We start from the raw sequence: 20,112 nt of genomic DNA on the forward strand, positions 1-20,112 counted from the left end.
TAAGAGGATCAATGTTGAAGGTTTGGCAAGTATTGTCTGTCAGGTTATTACTGGCCCTTTTGCCCTGGAGTTCTTGCCACGCAGAAGCTACCCCGCCTCAAAGCCCGATTGATGACGTTTCTTTATATCGCTGGACAGCCAATCCCAATCAGGAAGCCTTACAGGTCAATGAGGCGAAAGCAAGGCTCGAGCAGGCGATTAATGATCCCGAATACATGCTCAGTCACTGGATTGAGTTGCCGCTCTCTCCCGATGCCAAAAACAAAAAAGTACAGCATCTCAGTTTAGGAGAGGCTATTTTGCTGGCGCTTCGCTACAATCCCAATATCCAGAGTGCGGAGCTGGATCGCATCATTCAGCGCTATCAATTACGTCTGGCCCATAATGAGTTTGAATTACAATATGCCCTTGCCGGTACCGCATCCATTGAAAAAAGCCGCTATGAAAGCGTGGGTTCTGCGGTTAATAAAAATCTCATGGCCTCGCCGGAACTCGATTTAAAAACTAAACTGGGCACGCAATTATCTCTGGGCATTGACAATAATGTTTCCAATTATAATAGCTATAGCCCGGTTCTGAATTTCTCAGTCACTCAACCCTTATTGCAGGGTTTTGGCAAGGCTGTGAATGAAGCGGGCCTGCTGGACGCTGTTGACGCCGAGCAGCTCAATAAAATAAACCTTCGACAATCCGTTATTGAGCAAATTACTCAGGTGATTACCGCGTACCGCAGTCTGATTGTCAGCGGGAATAATCTTGAAAATCAGCGCTATCAACTGGAGGAAGCGCGTAAAACCTTTGAAATGAATGAAAAGAAAATTAAAGCCGGGCAATTGGAGCCGACTGCCAATATTCAGCAGTCTTATCAGATAGAGTCTTTGAATTTAATGGTTGAGCAGGCTATTAATGAGTTTGAAAATGCCAGCCAGGATTTGCTACAGGCGATCGGTCTGGATCCGGCCATGCGTTTAGCGGTTCCCAATGATATTAAAGTGGATAAAATTATAGTTCCTGACTTACAGGAATCCATTCGTCTGGCTTTGGAAAATAACAGCAATTATATTGCGCAACAAATGCAGGTCAGGGCGGATGAGCGGGCTTACAAGGTGGCGCAAAATCAGCAGTTATGGCAGCTGGATGTGGGCGCTAATGTTCAGTCGGGCATGGTGACCGATGTGGATGGCAATAATGGTTTTCGCGGCATTTATAACGGGCGCAACATTAATCAATCAGCGCGGGTGAGTTTAACGGTTCCCCTAAATGACATCAGTCGCCGCAGCCAGCTGGTTAATGCCAAAGTGAAGCTGGAGAAAGATCGTTTGAACCTGGTAGCGAGCAGAAGGGCTTTGATTACGACTATCACCAATACAATAACCACCATCCAAAGTCTGGCAAAACGCTATAAACTGGCTGAAAAGCAGGTGAAACTGGCTGCGCAATCCTATGCTTTGGAAAAAAAGAAATTGCAGGCGGGCATTGCCAGTGCTCTGGACGTCAGCAACACTCAAAATCAACTTATTCTGGCTCAATCCGGTTTAATTAGTGCTAAAATCGCTTACTTGAATCAATTGTCTACTTTGCAGCGTTTATTGGGCACGACATTAACGGACTGGAATATTCAACTCAGGTTTGGCGAATGAGATTTTTTAAATTAATAGTTTGTTGTTTTTTTCTGTCCTTGTTAGGTGGATGCAAAGAGAACTCGTCCGCGGTTCAGCACTTGCAAAAGTTTGTAGTAAAATCGGAGCCCTTAAACAAAACCCTGGCGTTTACCGGCACCATTCAGCCTTTGAAGGAAAATACCCTGAGCAGTTCTATGGACGCCATTATTGAAACCATGAATTTTCATTATGGCCAATTGGTTCACAAAGGAGACGTCGTTATAGTTTTAAATTCCAGCGAGCTGCAAAAGCAATACAATGACATTCTGACCGACTATCTGAAAGCCAAAGACAGTTATAACGTTGCTAAAGCCAAATTCACCGGCACACAAGAGCTTTGGGATGCAGGATTGTTGTCAAAAAATAACTATCTCAGTGAAAAATCCAGTCTCGATACGGCACGCATCACATTAATGCAGTCAACACGAAAGTTAAGTGAAATGCTGGAAAAAATGGATGACGGAGCCGATTTATCCAGTTTAAGTCTTGCCGAATTTGATAAAGTCAGGCAGGCATTAAGCACGAATCACAATTTAATCCGCATAAAGGCGCCGGCCACCGGTATTCTGCTGTATCCGCCGAAAAGCGGTGATGACAAAAGCGGGCGTTTATCGGTAGGTTCTGCTGTCAAATCAGGGCAGGCCATCGGTTTGATTGGTGACATGAGCGGCATCAGCGTGGAAATTGATGTTCCGGAAGTCGATATTGATAAAATACATCCCGGCATGAAAGCCAGTGTTTCCGGCGTGGCATTAGGGCAGGAAGTGCTGCATGGCGAATTGGTTGCTGTCAATGCACAGGCAACAGCAAATGGCGGCGCCCTTCCTTCTTTTAGCGCGATTGTGGAAGTCAAAAATTTAAGCAAAGAACAACAGGCTTTGATCAAAGTGGGAATGAGCGCTTCCATTGAACTGGCTGTGGATGAAGAAAAACAATTACTGATTCCGATCGCCGCGGTATCACGGGAAAATGGCCGCAGCGTGGTTCAATTGCATAAGCCGGATGGGATAATCAGCAAGCAGCCGATAGCAACCGGGGCGACCCAAATGGATAAAGTAAGCGTCATTGCTGGTTTAAAGGAAGGGGATGTGATCGTCTATGACTAGCCCTGTTCTCATGCGGATGGTGAATTTAAGTAAGCAATATACCATTGGCGGGATTAGTAGCCGCGTGCTTAAATCGATCTCGCTTACGGTAAAGCACGGTGAGCTGCTGGCTGTGGTGGGCGCCTCAGGCTCCGGTAAATCAACGCTAATGAACATTATGGGTTTACTGGATAAAGCGGACGAAGGGGATTATTATCTCAATCAGCAATCGGTAGCGGAGTTATCGGAAAATGATTTGGCCATTCACCGCAACCGCAATATAGGGTTTGTCTTCCAGCAGTTTAATTTATTGCCTCGTTTCACCGCCCGGCAGAATGTCGCGTTACCGCTAAGTTATCGCGCAGTTGCAGCGGCCGAATCACAGGAGCTGGTGACCGCGGCCCTGGCACGCGTTAGTATGGAGAAATTTGCCCATCATAAGCCCGGCCAGTTGTCCGGCGGTCAACAGCAGCGAGTCGCCATTGCCAGGGCTTTAGTTACTGAACCGGAGGTTATTTTAGCGGATGAGCCAACCGGCGCACTGGATTCCAAAACAGGAATGGAAGTGATGAATTTGTTTCTGGCGCTTCATGCAGAAGGCAGAACGATTATCATGGTGACCCACGATGAGCATATCGCAGCCCAGTGCCAGCGGCGTATTGTTCTTTCCGATGGTGAGATTGTTGGATGAACTGGTTTAATCATTTTCAGCAGGCCCTGGTGAATCTGACTGCCTCCAAGATGCGATCCTTTCTGGCGGTATTGGGAGTTCTGGTGGGCACGGCTGCTATTGTCGCATTAATAAGCTGCGGACAGCTGGCCACTGAGAAGGCATTGGAGCAGTTTAAGGCATTAGGCACCGATTTGCTGGCGGCAACCGTGTTTCAGAAAGAGCGGGGTCAATCCACTATCCAGTCAGAGCTGCCCTTGTCCTTCTGGCGCAGCCTGCCATCCTCTGTGCCGTCTATTCTGAAAATTGCACCTTATGCCACTGCCTATCAACCGGTCAGCTTTAATGGGCGACCCTTGCAGAGCGCGATTATTGGTGCCGATGACAGCCTGGCTGATATTATTCATATCAAGCTGGAACGCGGCTATTTCGTATCGTTTCTCAGTACTTTCGAGCATTTTTGTGTTATTGGTGATGATCTGGCTCGACAGATCCGTGAAATAACATTGGATGATCCTGTTGGCAAAAAAATTCGCATTGGCAATTCCCTGTATACGATTATCGGAGTGGTGCAGCGATGGCAGGAAAACGGGTTTTTCAATGAGGATGTCAATCATTCGGTGATTGTGCCGGTGGCTGGTATTTCCTTAATCAGTAAAGATAGCAAGGTGAATAACGCGGTGATGTTATTAAAGCCTGAGAGTGATATTGATCTGGTCATCAGCCAGATAAAACAGCAGGTGGAATCGCAGGCTCCACGCCTGACTTTATTCACTCGCAGCGCCAAACAGATTATTGCCAGTATGGAAAGTCAGGGGCAAATTTTTACCCTGTTATTAGCTGTTATTGGGGGTATATCGCTGTTGGTGGGCGGAATCGGTGTGATGAATGTGATGCTGGTTTCAGTCAGTGAGCGCAAAAAAGAGATTGGGATACGCAAGGCGGTAGGGGCGAAAAACAGTGAAATACAGAATTTGTTTCTGGTTGAATCCGTTTTGCTTTCATTCCTTGGGGGTGGTCTGGGCGTATTGCTGGGACTTGTATTTACCCGTGTTGTCGCCTATTTTAGCGACTGGACTTTTATCCTGCACAGCCTGCCGCCATTGGCGGGCTTCGCCGTCTCAGTCGCAACAGGGATCTTTTTTGGCTTCTACCCGGCAAGGCGCGCTTCAAAACTTGAACCGATCATGTCTTTGCGAAGTGAATAAGGCCCTAAGCCTGGCGTTCAAGAGCCAGCGCAATGCCTTGACCGCCTCCAATACATAGAGTGACAATTCCTTTTTTTAGATGGTCCCGGGCCATTGAATAAAGCAAACGCGTAGTCAGGATAGCGCCTGTCGCACCAATTGGATGTCCATGCGCAATAGCGCCGCCATCGACATTGACAATGGATTCGTCCAGGCCCAGTTCGCTCATCACCGCCACGCTGATAGCGGCAAAGGCTTCATTAATTTCTACCCGTTCCACTTCGGCTAATTTCCAGCGTGAACGTTCCAATGCCTGCTTGACCGCAGGTACAGGGCCAATGCCAAATTCTCCTGGTTCCACGGCAGCAATGCCATAGGCAACGATTCTTGCCATAGGTTCTAATTGATAGCGTTCAACCGTTTTCGCATTAGCGATGATCATGGCCGCCGCGCCTGAATTTAAACCCGGTGCGTTACCCGCGGTGATTGTGCCTTCAGGACGAAACGCCGGCTTTAATTTGGCAAGAATTTCCAACGTGGTGTCTGCGCGGTTATGTTCGTCCTGTTGAAATAACTCGATTCCCTTGCGGGAGCCAATTTCAACCGGAACGATTTCCTTTTTGAAATCACCCGCTTGCTGCGCTTTGGAAAAGCGTTGCTGAGAGCGCAAAGCCCAGGCATCCTGCTGTTCGCGGGATATTTGATATTTGCTGGCTAAATCTTCAGTATGCCATCCTGAGTGCTGACCTGAGAAAATATCGTGCAGACCGTCCAGCAGCACACTGTCTCTAACTTTCCCATCACCGAGCCGGTAACCCCAGCGGGCTGAGGGTAAAAGATAAGGCCCGAGATCCATATTTTCCATGCCGCCGGCCACAGCACAGTCAATATTACCGCTAATGATTTCAAGATAGGCGGAAACAATAGCCTGTGCGCCAGAACCACAGACCCGATTGACCGTAAAAGCCGGAACCTGAACAGGTAAGCCGCCTTTAATACTCGCCTGCCGTGCCGGATTCATGCCGGCGCCTGCCTGAACCACCTGCCCCATAACCACGGTCTGAATTGTATCGGAATTTAATGCGGCACGCCGCAGGCTTTCCCGAATAACCACCGCTCCCAGATCGGGAGCGGGTGTATTCTTCAGACTGCCGTTAAATGTGCCAATTGCTGTGCGCACCGGCGCACAGATAAACACGTCGCTGGACATAATATTCTCTCTTAATGTACTTTGGTTTTCACCGGGCTTTTGCCCAGCAGCCAATGCGGATTGACTTCCAATTCAGCAGCGACGATATCGACTAGCTTAATATCGAACAGGCTGCCGTTGAGTAGTTCTTGAGCGGTGAATGAGGGCAATTTAAAAATCTTCGCTACAGCTTTAACGCGTTCTTTGTACATACAAGGAACGCCAATAGCATCCAGCTCTCGATTCAATCGTTCCGAAAATTGTTTGTTAGACATGTTTCACCTCCATCATTTCAAGTTAAATCCTGTTAACAGGTAATACTTGGATATAAAGCACCATGACTACAAACTGCATTGCAGAACAGCTTGCCTGGAACGACTGCCCTTAAATTAAGCTCAAATGTATATTAATCTGTCTTCCCCGCGAAGGCGGGAACCATCTCTGAGCTAGCTATAATGCCAACTGAGAAATGGATTCCCGCCTTCGCGGGAAAGACAAAATTTCTAGCTTAATGGTAGTGTGCCAGGAACTGAGCCTGCACGACTAAACTTCTTTTAAATTCTTCCTTGAGTATTAGTGAATCAATTTGTACTTAGTTATTATAGACTATATATTTTTTTAGTTGTCCAGATTAGCTTTTTCTCAATATCTTCATATTGTCGCTGGACCTCACCTGCGTACTGGGTGATGGAAAGACGCCCTATGTAACCTGCTAGAAAAATCTTCAGGCAAAAACTGCTGCAAGCTCTCGCGGAGTGTTTAAAAGAAAATGAGGGTGATGGCGTTTTAATGCTTCCTCATTGTTAACTCCCCAGCAAACGGCACAGCTTCGTATGCCAGCGGCCAAAGCGGCCTCAATATCGCGGATCTCATCGCCAATATAAATGACCTTTGAATGAGGCATTTTTTTATTTTTAATCAACGCTTTTAAACCGGAGGCTTTATTAAAAACCGTGTATAAGCTGGAAATGGACTCAAAATAATGGCTAATCTGATGATGCTTTAGAAATTGCTCAATATTTTTAGCGGAATTAGAGGAGGCGATGTGTAAATGATGGCCTTGTTGGCATAAATCCTTCAACGCTTCCTCTATCTGATCCACAAGCCCTATAGAGTGTAAATTTCGCTTGAAATCTCTACGAATGGAATAGATAAGATAAAGGAACTGCAGTTTGCCTACGTTCATACGAATGAGTATGTCTTTAAAGGACATCCCTCTGAGTGTCTCAAGTTCTATTGGATAAGGAACCGTCTGCCGAAGCTTTTCCAATAGCATTGGAGCGGAATCGGCAATGGTGCCATCAAAATCTATGACTAGATGCATAAAGCAATTCTTTCAATCGGGATAATTGATTATTACACCCCGCTTCAAAATTTATAGCAAGTGCTATCCCACACTGGGTTTATAATCCGGTTCAATTTCCTTAAGGCGCTCCTCTGCGGAATCAAACATTTGATTCATTTCTTTCTGGGAAGAGGTTTCAAGCTTTCTGATACTGCTCATAAGACCTTGAGAAGTTTCAATAATTTTCCTGTCGTCTGAATTATCATAAGTCTTGCGTAAGTCAGCGAGCTCTTCTTTAGAATAACAGGCGGCGATTTTTTCCTTGTAGGCATCCAGAATGCCGCGTTTTAAAGCATCCCCGCGTAAACTATGTAACTCAGTTTTAATAAGATTCATCCCTTCAGCAGCGGCTGCCTTATTATACAGGTGATGTCTGCCTCCATTAGCCCCATGTGCATAACTATGGCTGATACTTGCCAATCCTTTCTGGTCAACAAATTTAGCCTCTTTTATAACATTCGGGAGTATATGATAGGCTACTCGTGAATCCATTTCGGCTGTGATGCTGTTTTCATTTGCCATAATATACCGTGCTACATAAGGCCAGTCGGCTTTAGGATAATGTTCGCTGAGAAAAGGCTTCCCCGGGGTGTGATCCTGAATATTCTTTATTAAGCTTTGTTCAAAGCTATTGCTTACCTCATGACTTTTAACCAGCGCTTTACCATTATAGACATGAAGACGATCGGCAATCGATTGCTTGAGATTGTTCTCGGTAAACGCGGCATCCCAGGTTGCAAACCCGTCGGGTTGGAAGGCCTTCTCACGCTCATTCCCGGGAACGGTTTTGTAGCTTCCTTCAATTCCTGACATAATGGCATGAGCATCGGTAGCCGCGATACAACCTTCATCGGTTAGGCGAGATCCCTTCACCCAGTCATTGCCCTCATAGGAAAAGGGATCCCAGGCAAATATTTTGCAGCGGCAATAATCCTTAAATTCTTCCTGCTCTGCTGCGGATTCGGCAAATTCTTCTGCTTTTGATAATTGCCCCAGATCTGAAAAAGGCTGCCCGCTATATAATTTCTTGTCGCCATTTTCTCCGCCGGAGTTACGAACGCGAAGCAGTGTATTGCCGACATTCACATCGGCAACCACATCGCTTTTCCAGCCATCCAGCCAGACACAGCCAATATGCTCCCATTCCGGATGGGCTTTTATAGTGGCGGTGATTGCCTCCTGAAGATTGGGTATAGTTTTTCCGGCAAACGCGCCTGCAAATACGCCATTGCCGATGCCTGGTATTGTAACCAGGGCTTTGCGCCCTTCCTGTTTCCCCAATTCATTGGCTTGGGCAAACATGATTTCCAAACGTTCCATGTAGACTTCATTGTACTTGTCCTGATTAATGACTTTCGTCCCATCCTCTTTGGTATCAATGATTCTTGGTGCATCGACTGGATTGGATCTTTCATCAAGAATGGCTCCGGGCACGCAAAGTAAATGCACTTTGTGCGGGTTATCTGCGTATCGGGCATCTCCCTGGATTTGTGAATTTGAATGGCGGCCATTATCATAAACGGTGGCATTTTCAATGACTGATCCCACTGTGCTCAAAATTTTAAACTCAGCAGCATTCCAGGCCTGGTTGTCACCAACTTTTACCCGTTCTGCAAAAATCCAGTTTTTTCTGGTATTCATTATCAGTTGAGCAAAGTCTTCAATCTTCAGTGATCCAAGCTTTTTTAAATCCTCAGGGGAAAACGCCTTATTAGGATTATATTCTTCCTCACCATCGGCCAGAAAATAATTGATAGCCGCTTTCATATGCACACCAGGCTCTGCCTTGCCCTGCGCTAATTGCTGCTGATATTCCTGAATGGCGTCGAATGATTTTTTGCTAATCAAATAACGCTGCCGCCCGTTATTCGGCATAAATTTTTGGGGTTGTCGGGTTGGCATAGGTTGTTTCGAATAATTAATTAATAATCTTTATTGTAGTGCAAATCTGAACGTCGGGTTTGCTTTCGTTACGGAATGTTTATAGTGTGCTCAAGAACGCCTGGAGAATGCGGGAGGGTCGATTTTTGATGGATTGAATTGACCTCACTGCCCTGATTATTAACGATATGTCGAATACCCGTATTCTCATGACCCCCAAGCCAGAAAGTGAGCATATACTGCAGGTCAAGCGGGCGAGTGGGTGGAACTTCAATGGCATTTTCGAGATAAATATTGTCCGACTCAGTAAAATGACTGTAAATCCCAATGCCAAAAGCCTGATGAGATAAAACGGAATTATCAATCTTGTAGGAGGCAAAACCATCGCTTAATCCATTCCGCCATTCTTCCTGACTGGGGGGATCATTGGGAAGTTCGGATTGATAATGGATTACCTTAGCATTATTACCCTTCCAGATAGTTTGATATTTCTGAAAATGTTCAACCTGTAAATTGTACATGGTTACATTATTGCCATCGACAATAATGCCAGTATCGGCCTTATTAATAAACCAGCCGACATTAGGGCCGTGATCAGCGCGCCAAAGCCAGAGGTTATCGGCTATGACATCATCGCTGTTGACTTCGATACAGGTTTCACTCTGACCGGGAAATGAGAGACCGCCGATGCGGCAAAAGATATCATAAAGGAATATGGGGTTATCCGCATGCGATAAACCGCTTGTTTCTGCGCCTATCTGTAATAACGTAGTCGAGAATAAAGGGCCTGCCTCCAGTAAGATTCCAGCCAGCTGTATGCCGTCCACATCTGCGACCGCGAGGATAGGTTTACCGGTATCATTAACCAGAGAGGGAAAACCCAGACCAAAAATAATCGTATTGGCCTGAGTAACGTGTACCGTATCTTCAAGATGATAAATACCTGGTGTGAGTATAAGGCATTCATGACTAAGCAATGCCGCATTTAATTGCGCCGCAGTGGCGCCTGGGAAGGCAATGAAGCATTGACGAACGGGAATTATTTTTCCCTCCGATTCCCAATCGGTTCCAGATGAATTTTTTTGCAGACTCCGTAAATTAAGTGCAAACTCATTGCTGTCGGTCTTGTAAAACAAATACGGTTTTTCTTTGATCACCGGTGATCTTTCAATAACCACATAAGCGGGATCAGGCCATTCACCGCCGGGAATAAGACCAGTAACCCCGGAAAAAACCATATTCAGAAGGCCGCCCTCCCAGTTGCTAAAACTGGAGTTTCGCGTTAACCACTGCTTCTGAGTACCGGCATAGACGGTCTTGTCAATCAGGGAGTCAGCGATAAATCCCCCACTGGAATAACCTAAATCAAAAAGGCGCAGAGAGCCCTGGACTATATGAATTCGACGTAGAAAAGTCGCCTGTGCTGCCGCCCAGACATTTTGATCATGGGGAACGGTTTCGGGATAACTCAAGGAACCCAGGGTGGGCAGAATCGCCATATTTTCAGCACCGCGCCAGAAATTAGTCAAGGCGCCAGGGCCCTGCTCTGGATGGCTGGCATTAACTGGCGATTCATCCTGAGTGCGCACCGCGCCAATAAGAAGCACCTGATCGGGTGACTTTCCAAGTCCGATTACATGAGTATAATAGCCAACGCGCACATCAATATGTTCATCGCCTCCATAAATACCAGGCATAAACAACAGGGCATAGCGTTCAACACCGAATTCATTGAAGCGTTGTTCCTCATAAATCAATTGAATCAGCCGATTGATCTCGCTTGATTTCATGGATGCATCGAAAATATAAACATTCGGACCAAAAGGATTTGAGGGGGTATCCGCCTGAGCTGTCCCGAAGAGAATAAAGAAGGCCAGGGGAATAAGGATTCTCCACATTGATTCCTTCTCCTTGTTTTCGAGATCACTTGTTTAGTATAGACTGTCCCCTGTTCTCACAGTGGTGTACACTGCAAGTTAATAATAATCATTCGTATAATACGAGCTGATTCTCTCTGTTGTGCAAATGGCTAAGGAGAAAATGTGTTTAAAGGGTACATGGTAGTTATTGGCTGCTCAGCGGGCGGTTTGAATGCCTTGAAAGGAGTGATTTCTAACTTGCCGGCAGATTTTCCGGCAGCGGTCATTGTTGTAAAACATATTCAACCTGGCAGTAATCTGTTGCCTGGATTAATCTCCCGTTTTAGCAGGCTGCCAGTGATTACACCCCAGCCGAATCAACCTCTTGAAGCAGGTCATATTTTTGTGGCGCCCTCTGATTACCATATGACAATTGTTGATGGCAAAATTCATCTGGACGCAGGACCAAAAATTAATCACGCACGCCCGGCAATTGACCCTTTATTTTGCTCTGCTGCCCTATATAATGGACCCGCAACGATAGGCGTAGTGCTGAGTGGGATGCTCGATGACGGAAGCACGGGGCTTGCAGTTATCAAAGAAAGGGATGGAGTGGCCATTGCCCAGGATCTTTCGGAGGCGGAGTATCCTGACATGCCTGAAAATGCAATGAAAAATGCCTCTATTGATTATTGCTTGCCAGCTAATGAAATAGCCGTTCTATTGGGTGGCCTGGTTCAAAGGCCTTTGGAAAAATTACCCAATAATACCAATGCCATATTGATTACGAAAGAGTGCAAGTTAAACAAAGTTAATCCGAGGGAACAGGCGACGGATTTGAGAAAAATAGCACAGCCTTCCCCCTATGGCTGTCCTGACTGCGGAGGGGTACTGTGGAAAATTGATGATTCGCCCGAGAGATACCGTTGCCGGGTTGGCCATGCCTATGGTGTTGATAGCTTATTAAATGGAATGGAGGAAAGTATTGAGGAGGCCTTGTGGGCTGCACTACGCGCCCTGGAAGAAAAAGAGCAGCTTGCCATGACTATCGCTGACAGGGCAGCACGTGAAAACTCGGGGAACACCAGCTATTTTAAAAATAAAGCTGAGCAAGTACAACGACATGTAAAAGTCATAAAAAAAATTCTGAATGAAAAAATTAACTAATTAGTGATTGCGGTATTTATCAAGAAGTAAAATATGAGTCAGCATAATAATAAAAATGATATTCAGGAGAATAATAGTTCAGTGCCCGCTGTAGAAAATCAGAGTATTTCAATAGAATCACCCCTTTTTATCGTTGCGATTGGTGCATCGGCTGGTGGTCTGGAGGCATTAAAATGCTTTTTTTCGACTGTTCTGCCTCGCGATGATGTGGCCTATGTTGTAATCACGCATCTTGGCCCTGATAGTTCAAGCATGCTTCCCGAGTTGCTGAAGGTCAGCACCATACTCAAAGTGAAGAATATTAAAAAGTCTGAGCCAGTTAAAGGAAATCACGTTTATGTTCTCCCGCCTGGCTATTATGCAACTATCAAGAATAAAACCCTGGATCTGATTGAAGTCAAAGATCATGAAATCAGACTGCCCATTGATTTTTTTCTTCGGGCTTTGGCTAAGGATCAGGGTAGATATGCTATTTGCTTGATTTTATCGGGTGCTGGAACGGATGGTACTGCAGGGCTTCGAGTATTAAAAGAGCGTGAGGGATTGGTTATAGTACAGACAGTCAACTCTGCTCTTTACGACGGGATGCCTAAAAGTGCAATTAGTACCGGGCTTGCAAATTATGTTCTTAGTCCAGATCTTATGTTTTCTTCTATTGCCCAGTATATAGCTCATTTTCGTGATAATGCCTTGCCTTTGGCGGATAGCGTATCAGATGAGATCAGCCAAATTCTGGTGTTATTAAATACGCATACAGGGCATGATTTTTCGCTTTACAAGCCTAATACCATTTTCAGACGAATACAAAAGCGCCTCAATCTATTACAAATTGATAATTTGCGTTTTTATATTCATTATCTCCAGCAGCATCCCGGCGAGCTGGAAATTCTCTTAAAAGAATTGCTAATCAACGTAACCCATTTTTTTCGTGATCCGGATGCCTTTGAAGCCCTGCGCAAGGAAATTACACAATTGCTGACAGAAAAGTCGGCTGATTACTGGATTCGGGTGTGGGTGCCGGGCTGTTCAACCGGTGAAGAGGTATATTCGATTGCCATTCTTATCCAGGAGTGCATGGATCATTTAAAAAAACATTTTAATGTCCAGATTTTTGGTACTGATATTGATGAGGATGCAATTGAAATTGCAAGAGCCGGTATCTTTTCAGAAAACTTGATGGCTGGATTGAGTGAGGAGCATAAGGATCGTTTTTTTGTGAGAGAAGGTAATCAATATAAAATTAGTATCGATATCCGCAAAATGATTATTTTTGCAACTCAAAATCTGGTGAAGGATCCACCATTTACCAAGCTGGATTTGCTAAGTTGCAGAAACTTGCTGATCTATCTGAGTGCTCAACTGCAGAAAAAAATTCTGCCCTTGTTTCATTACAGTTTAAAGCCCCAAGGCTTATTATTTCTAGGCACTTCTGAGACGATAGGTAGTACAACCGATTTATTTACTATTGTGGATCGGCGATGGAAAATTTTTATACGAAAAGGAGGTGCTTCCTCTTTTCACTCGATGTTAAATTTACCCTCAGGTGCATCCAATCATGAAATTCATGATACAAAGACAACGGAAAAAAACATGCAAGACATTGAGCCAAATTTATCCAACCTGGTACAACAAACGTTATTAAAAAATTGTACACCGGCCTGTGTTATTATTGATGACAGAGAGAATATTGTGTACATCTATGGCCGTGCCAGCAAATTTCTGGAGTTTGCATCAGGAGAAGCTCGTCTGCAGATTTTAGAGATGGTACGCTCTGAGTTGAAGCAAAAGGTTTCCCTGGCAATTCGCAAGTCAAGCACCCATCACAGGGAAGTTGTCTTCAATGGATTGCAGTATAAAGATGGCGACAATCTTAAATATATTAATTTAAAGGTACGCCCACTGGTCGAAGCAGAAGTATTCAAACGAAAGCTGTTCTTAATTATTTTTGAAGAAGTATTTGTTGATACGGAATTGAATGGTAAAGCACTCAAGAAAGCAGAGATAGATAAAAAGATCACTCAACTGGAAGAGGAGCTCAAATACACCAAAGAAAGTTTGCAAACAACAATAGAGGAGCTTGAAACTTCCAACGAGGAGCTTAAATCAAGTAACGAGGAACTGCAGTCTACCAATGAAGAACTTCAAAGCACTAATGAAGAAATTGAAACCTCCAAGGAAGAACTTCAGTCTCTGAATGAGGAATTAACCACAGTCAATGCAGAACTGGAAAGCCGCATTGAGCAGTTATCCAGCGCAAATAATGATATTCGCAATTTGCTTGATAATACTGAAATTGCCACAGTCTTTCTGGACAAGGATTTGTGTATAAAGCGTTTCACACCCAAAGCGACTGAAATGATTAATTTAATTACTTCTGATGTAGGAAGACCATTAAGTCATATTGTTTCCAATTTGAATTATGAGAATCTAATCGATGACTCATGGCTGGTATTGAGAACTCTGGAATCCAAAATAATAGAAGTAGTTGATAAAAGTGATAATTGGTATGTGGTCAGAATTATACCTTATCGAACCGTTAATAATATCGTTGATGGTGTTGTGATTACGTTTCTGAATATTCATGCTCAGAAACAGGCTGAGGATAAGTTAAATGAGCTTACGGAAGAATTTATCAATCTTTCCCAGGTGAATCGAGTGTTATTGCAGTCTCTAAATAAACCGGCCATGATAATTAATCAAATGGATAAGTTTGAATTTATCAATACCGCATTCGAGCAGATGTTCCAATTAAGCTCGGATGAGCTGACAGGTAATCCTCTGCAAAAGTTAAAGGGATTATGGGATCTGCAAAAACTTAGAGATCTCTGTGAAAAAATCAGAGCCGAATATACATCTCAGGTTGAGCTGCCTCTCGAGAACTTCTGTAAACAAACAGGAACGCTGTCGGCTTTTATTTATAGAGATAATGAGATTTTATTGCTAATAACCATTCACAGCAAATCTGCCGGTTGAATGAATTCATTTGTGCTGTGGAATAAGATTAGAAGTTGAACAGGGAGCGTATATGCTGGATGATTCTCCAGTGAGAGATCTTGACAGCCGCCTGAACGAATTGGAACGTGAGTTGCAATTTAAAGAAAAAATAATCAGAGAGCAGGCGGAACATATTGCCGAACTTCATTTACAGCTAAGCTCGGTGCAAAACGACTATAAGGAGTTGTATAATTTCAATACATCGATCTATTTATTGGTCGATAACAATTTTTCAATTAAAAAATTCAATTTTAAAGCATCACACCTTCTTAATTGTGAACCACTTATCTTGCAAAACCGCTCATTTCTTAGTTTTGTTAGTGAAGATACCAAGTGCTATTTACAAAGAAGTTTTGAGCAATTGGATATCATGAAAACAAAACAAAGCTGTGAAATAGTTTTGTTAAACGCGAACGCTGATCGTAAATATGTGCAGGTAGAACTTACGCTCTTAGAAGATAGTTTAATCAATATTACCCTGATTGATGTGACCAGTTTACGCAGGTTAGAAACCGAATTCTATGATCTCAACCGATCGTATAACCTGATCAATAGCCTGTTTCAAACGGCCAATGAAGCGATAGCCGCAGTGGATTGTGATTTTAACTTCATCGCCATAAATAAGTCGTTCATAGATACCTTTTCTCAGGTTTTTGCGGCCAAAATTGCTATTGGGATGAGTTTGCCTCGTCTACTTGGGCGTCGCACGTCCTTAAAAAGCAGAATTATGACCGCTTGCAACATGGCTATTTCTGGACATCCCAGCGTTATAGTGATCGAGAACTCCAATCTCGATGAAGCAGTGTTTTATTATGAGGTTTATATCGCCTTAATTGACCCTGTCTACTCACAAAGAAAAAAACTCTATCTGCATATTAAAAATCTTACTTCCTTCAAATTGCAGGAAAGAGAGGTACACAAACGGCAAACTGAGTTAGAGCGAGTGGCGCGCAGCAATATCATGGGTGAACTGATATCCGCATTGGCGCATGAAATTAATCAGCCGCTTACCGCTATCAAGGCCTATAGTCGAAGCTGCCTGCTCAAGATAAAACAAGATCAGGCATTTAGTAGTCTGAAATTCCCCCTGACTCAAATAGCCAATCAATCGGAGCATGCGGGCACGATTTTACATCGCATGAAAGATTTCATGCGCGATGGCACAATGTACTTAGAGTTGACTGATATTAATGAGCTAATCAGGCAAACAATTCCCTTTCTTTATTACGAAAGGGCGAACAAATTACGCGTGGAGCTTCTATTAGCAGAACGTTTACCTTTACTACCACTTGATCGGATTAAATTAATGCAGGTGATCCTCAATCTGGGTCGAAACAGTATTGAGGCATTTGAACAAAGCGCTAATAGTAAGTTGCTGATCACCATCTCTACTGCAAATGAGGACGGGCAGCTTCATATCCATTTTCGTGATAATGGTCCTGGTATTCCTGAGAATATACGCAATAAAATCCTTTCTTCCTATTTTACTACCAAATCCCAGGGGACTGGGCTTGGCTTGTCAATCTGCCGCAGTCTGATTAAAGCGCATGGTGGTTCCCTGATAATAAATGATAATGAAAAGGGAGCCTGGGTTACCATTTCTCTCCCGATAAAGGAAGCAATATAATGACCATCAAGACAATTTATATCATTGATGATAATGAGGCGGTGTGTTCCGCCTTGCATTTTCTATTGAATTCTTTCTTTAATGTTCCTGTGGAAATATACAGAAGTCCACTGGATTTTCTGGATAAATTTTCCTTAAGCTGGCAGGGATGTCTGATTATTGATTTATTTTTACCTTACATGGATGGTAATGAGTTACTGCAGGAGTTGAAAAAGCGTAATAACCAAATGTCGTCAATTGTCATTAGCGGACATGGCGATCGACTGGCTCAAAAGCAGGCGCTGGAAAACGGGGCAACTCATTATCTCACCAAACCGTTTAACATTAATGAATTACTGGATAAAATCGCCCAGATACTTGAACTCCCGGCAGTGGTTGCTGAATAAATCACAAGCTTTATCCGCTTTCTAGTATCCTCATTTTCCTTTTCAGACTCTGTTGTCTAAGATCTCAATACAGAACCAACAATTGCTCTTAATCCAGGCAGATATGAAAAAACGCTGGGCTGTATTATTGATTATCGCAATGGGTATAGCTGCCAGCTACTTTCTTTTGCCGGCCCGGCGTATTACGGTCACACATCCCTATTTTGGTACTGCAGTCAAGGCAGCTTATGGAACAGGCACCGTAGAAGCATCGGTGATGATGCCTATTGCCTCGAGAATAACCGCGCGTCTTATTGAGTTAAATGTCGATGAGGGCAGTGTGGTTAAGAAAGGGCAGGTTTTAGCGCAGCTTGACAATGAAGAACTCGAACATAATCTTGATGAACTGAAATCACGCGAAGAGTTTGCACGCAAAAAATTCGAGCGCAGCGCCTCTTTGATAAAGAAAGGTAATGTATCACTGAACGAGTATGAAAGCGATCGCACAAGTTGGCTTGCTGCTCAGGCTGCTGTTGATGCGGCTGAGGCAAAGCTTGCTTATCTGCAGCTGATTTCTCCAGCCGACGGCACTATCATTCGCCGTGATGGTGAAATTGGCGAACTGATACCCGCCAATCAAACCATTTTCTGGCTGATGTGTTGTGCACCGCTCAGAGTTTCCACTGAAATTGATGAGGAAGATATTGCCGCAGTACAGCCTGGCCAGGCGGTGCTCATCCGCGCGGATGCATTCCCGGGTGAAGTGTTTCATGGTGTCGTGCAGCAAATCACACCCAAGGGGGATCCCATCGCACGCAGCTACCGTGTTCGGGTCAGTTTTACTAAAAAAAATCCACTCAAGATTGGCATGACTGCTGAAACCAATATCATTTATTATGAAAACAAGCATGCTCTCCTTGTTCCGGCAAGTGCGGTAATAGACGATAAAGTCTGGCTGGTTAAAAATGGCCGCCTTAAGCAGCTCCCGGTTAAAACGGGAGCCAAGGGTGAGCATGAAGTAGAAATTTTAAGCGGCCTTTCCACTGATGATTTAATAGCGGTTTCTCCAGACAGCCATTTCAGGGAAAATCTCTCGGTTCGCATCCATTTGAAGCGGGATAAATCATGAGCCTGTCGGTGAAGATTGCGATCAAATATTTAATGGCGAGAAAAAGGCAAAGTCTGGTGTCTTTATCAGGGATTATACTGGGCGTTTCTTTCTTTCTGACTATTTCAGCGACCATGCAGGGTTCAGAAAGAGACTTCATTAATCGTCTGATTAATAACACCGCCCACATCGCAATTACCGATGAATTTCGCAATCCGCGTATACAGCCGGCACAGAGCTATTTTAAAGGGGCTGTTGAAATCAGCAATCTGCGTCCGCTTACTGAAATTCGCGGTATCAGGGGTTATAAGGGTGTTATTTCTTATCTTCGCCGCGATCCGAACATACTGGCGGCAGCGTCTTTGAAAGGCCAGGTACTTATTAATTTTGCCGGCAAGGATTACGGGGTTAATTTAAATGGTATGCTGCCTGAGGAAATTGGGCAGGTCACCACTCTGGGCTCCTATATGAAGCAAGGTTCTCTCGATAATCTGATAGCTAATCAGGATGGCATTATTATCGGCAGTGAACTGGCCAGAAAGTTATCACGCCGCCTGGGCGATAATCTGACTATTATCGCCAGCACTAATCAGGTGAGAGTATTCAAAATCGTGGGCATATTTCGCACTGGACGAGCTGATTTTGACAATACCCAGGTTTATGCCGGACTCAAAAGAGTGCAGGCTTTGCTGAACAGACCAAACCGTGCCAATGCCATCACCATTAAGCTAAAAGACCCTTATCAGGCGTTTAAGCTAGCCTCCCAGGTAGAACATCATATTGGTTATAAATCGGTTTCCTGGCAAGAGGCCTCAGAAGATTTACTCAATACCCTGATGATTAGAAACATCATTATGTATACCGTAGTTTCCGCGGTTCTGATTGTGGCGGCTTTTGGGATTTACAATGTGATCTCAACAGTGGTTATGGAAAAACATCGAGATATTGCTATCTTAAAATCTATGGGCTTTCATGCGAAAGACATTCAGCGCATTTTTCTGGCACAGGGAATTATACTCGCCGTTTTAGGTTGCCTTATGGGTTTGCCTTTAGGCAGTGTTCTTATGTATGGAATGATGCAAATTGAATTTAAAACGCCGGGAAGCACCGAAATAATTCATATGCCGATGGATTGGGGCTGGCAGCAGTTTGCTATTGCCGGTGGCTTCGCCTTAATTGCGGCTTTGTTTGCCAGTTTATTGCCGGCTAGAAAAGCCGCGTTGGTTAGACCCATAGAAATTCTGCGAGGTGAAATATGAGTGCTTCAGTTATAAAAGTGGAACATTTAACAAGGAAACTGGCAGGAGAAGTACCCATTACTTTAGTGAACGATGTCAGCCTGCAAGTTGAGAGCGGAGAATTTCTGGCGATTACCGGCCCCTCCGGTTCAGGCAAGTCATCCCTGCTCTACTTGCTGGGTTTACTGGATAGTCCCAGCATGGGCAGCATCTGGATTGAGAATGAGGACATCAGTCATTACACCGAGGAACAGCTGGCTAGTATTCGTTTACGCAAATTAGGATTCATTTTTCAGTTTCATTTCTTATTACCCGAATTTACCGCTCTTGAAAATGTGATGTTACCCATGCAGCGATTAGGGTATTTAACAGCAGAGGAAATTTTCAAGCGTGCCAGCGGCTTGCTTGAGGAGCTTGGGTTGGGTTCACAAATGAATAAGCTGCCTAAACAGCTCTCCGGTGGTCAAAGTCAGCGAGTGGCAATTGCCCGGGCCCTGGCCAATGAACCGGTGGTTATTCTGGCTGATGAACCAACAGGGAATTTAGACAGCGCCGCAAGCCAGAATGTACAGAGCCTGCTGAAAGAAATAGCCCATCATTATCAGCGAACGGTTATTGTTGTCACCCATGATACAAATTTTGCCGCAAGCACTGATCGGCAGCTGGTGCTGGTGGATGGGCATTTGCAATAGAACGATTTTGAGAGTTAAAGCGAAGGAATTCCCTTAAGGATTTA

16 protein-coding genes are annotated in these 20,112 nt (G+C 44.3%); 11 read left to right on the plus strand and 5 right to left on the minus strand.

Features of this window, described 5'->3' with window-relative positions; translation table 11 throughout:
- Positions 1-11: 11 nt before the first annotated feature.
- From E1O89_RS13590 to E1O89_RS13605, 4 genes are read left to right on the plus strand one after another with little or no spacing between them, the layout of a single operon-like run.
- Positions 12-1,640 (plus strand): TolC family protein, encoded by a 1,629-nt coding sequence (locus E1O89_RS13590; RefSeq protein WP_133140620.1) that lies wholly within the window; start codon positions 12-14, stop codon positions 1,638-1,640.
- Positions 1,637-2,767, plus strand: coding sequence for an efflux RND transporter periplasmic adaptor subunit (locus tag E1O89_RS13595; RefSeq protein WP_133140621.1), 1,131 nt, complete (start codon positions 1,637-1,639; stop codon positions 2,765-2,767). The genes E1O89_RS13590 and E1O89_RS13595 overlap by 4 nt, the downstream gene beginning before the upstream one ends.
- Positions 2,760-3,437: an ABC transporter ATP-binding protein gene (locus E1O89_RS13600; protein ID WP_133140622.1), complete on the plus strand. Its 678-nt coding sequence runs from the start codon at positions 2,760-2,762 to the stop codon at positions 3,435-3,437. The genes E1O89_RS13595 and E1O89_RS13600 overlap by 8 nt, the downstream gene beginning before the upstream one ends.
- Entirely contained in the window at positions 3,434-4,624 is a 1,191-nt protein-coding gene (locus E1O89_RS13605) for an ABC transporter permease (protein WP_133140623.1), read from the plus strand. The genes E1O89_RS13600 and E1O89_RS13605 overlap by 4 nt, the downstream gene beginning before the upstream one ends.
- A gap of 4 nt (positions 4,625-4,628) precedes the next feature.
- Here the strand turns inward: E1O89_RS13605 and E1O89_RS13610 are convergent, their stop codons facing one another.
- From E1O89_RS13610 to E1O89_RS13630, 5 genes are all read right to left on the minus strand, one after another.
- Positions 4,629-5,813 carry a thiolase family protein gene (locus tag E1O89_RS13610; protein ID WP_133140624.1) on the minus strand — a complete coding sequence of 395 codons (1,185 nt, stop codon included), beginning with the start codon at positions 5,811-5,813 and terminating at the stop codon, positions 4,629-4,631.
- Between the two features lie 11 nt (positions 5,814-5,824).
- Positions 5,825-6,067 carry a hypothetical protein gene (locus tag E1O89_RS13615; protein WP_058507009.1) on the minus strand — a complete coding sequence of 81 codons (243 nt, stop codon included), beginning with the start codon at positions 6,065-6,067 and terminating at the stop codon, positions 5,825-5,827.
- A gap of 449 nt (positions 6,068-6,516) precedes the next feature.
- On the minus strand, positions 6,517-7,116 hold the full coding sequence (locus tag E1O89_RS13620) for an HAD family hydrolase (protein WP_133140625.1): 600 nt from the start codon (positions 7,114-7,116) through the stop codon (positions 6,517-6,519).
- 63 nt (positions 7,117-7,179) lie between these two features.
- Complete coding sequence (locus E1O89_RS13625; RefSeq protein ID WP_133140626.1) at positions 7,180-9,039, minus strand: hypothetical protein; 1,860 nt, start codon at positions 9,037-9,039, stop codon at positions 7,180-7,182.
- Positions 9,040-9,107: 68 nt separating this feature from the next.
- Complete coding sequence (locus tag E1O89_RS13630; protein ID WP_133140627.1) at positions 9,108-10,916, minus strand: coagulation factor 5/8 type domain-containing protein; 1,809 nt, start codon at positions 10,914-10,916, stop codon at positions 9,108-9,110.
- Between the two features lie 144 nt (positions 10,917-11,060).
- Between E1O89_RS13630 and E1O89_RS13635 the strand changes: the two genes are divergently transcribed.
- The 7 genes from E1O89_RS13635 to E1O89_RS13665 all read left to right on the plus strand — a co-directional run bounded on the left by E1O89_RS13635 (position 11,061) and on the right by E1O89_RS13665 (position 20,068).
- Complete coding sequence (locus tag E1O89_RS13635; protein ID WP_133140628.1) at positions 11,061-12,044, plus strand: chemotaxis protein CheB; 984 nt, start codon at positions 11,061-11,063, stop codon at positions 12,042-12,044.
- Between the two features lie 33 nt (positions 12,045-12,077).
- The gene (locus E1O89_RS13640; protein WP_133140629.1) at positions 12,078-15,017 is read left to right on the plus strand and encodes a CheR family methyltransferase; all 2,940 of its coding nucleotides are present in this window, start codon (positions 12,078-12,080) and stop codon (positions 15,015-15,017) included.
- 52 nt (positions 15,018-15,069) lie between these two features.
- Positions 15,070-16,665: an ATP-binding protein gene (locus E1O89_RS13645; RefSeq protein ID WP_133140630.1), complete on the plus strand. Its 1,596-nt coding sequence runs from the start codon at positions 15,070-15,072 to the stop codon at positions 16,663-16,665.
- A complete protein-coding gene (locus tag E1O89_RS13650; RefSeq protein WP_133140631.1) occupies positions 16,665-17,051 on the plus strand; it encodes a response regulator transcription factor in 387 nt (128 codons plus the stop codon). Before E1O89_RS13645 ends, E1O89_RS13650 begins: the two co-directional genes overlap by 1 nt.
- Before the next feature lie 103 nt (positions 17,052-17,154).
- Positions 17,155-18,159, plus strand: a complete 1,005-nt coding sequence (locus E1O89_RS13655; protein WP_133140632.1) for an efflux RND transporter periplasmic adaptor subunit — start codon at positions 17,155-17,157, stop codon at positions 18,157-18,159.
- Positions 18,156-19,397 carry an ABC transporter permease gene (locus tag E1O89_RS13660; protein WP_112218703.1) on the plus strand — a complete coding sequence of 414 codons (1,242 nt, stop codon included), beginning with the start codon at positions 18,156-18,158 and terminating at the stop codon, positions 19,395-19,397. Before E1O89_RS13655 ends, E1O89_RS13660 begins: the two co-directional genes overlap by 4 nt.
- Complete coding sequence (locus E1O89_RS13665) at positions 19,394-20,068, plus strand: ABC transporter ATP-binding protein (RefSeq protein ID WP_112218702.1); 675 nt, start codon at positions 19,394-19,396, stop codon at positions 20,066-20,068. Before E1O89_RS13660 ends, E1O89_RS13665 begins: the two co-directional genes overlap by 4 nt.
- Positions 20,069-20,112: the final 44 nt, after the last annotated feature.

The sequence above is a fragment of the Legionella genomosp. 1 genome (genome assembly GCF_900640215.1).
GTDB classification, from domain to species: domain Bacteria; phylum Pseudomonadota; class Gammaproteobacteria; order Legionellales; family Legionellaceae; genus Legionella_C; species Legionella_C quinlivanii_A.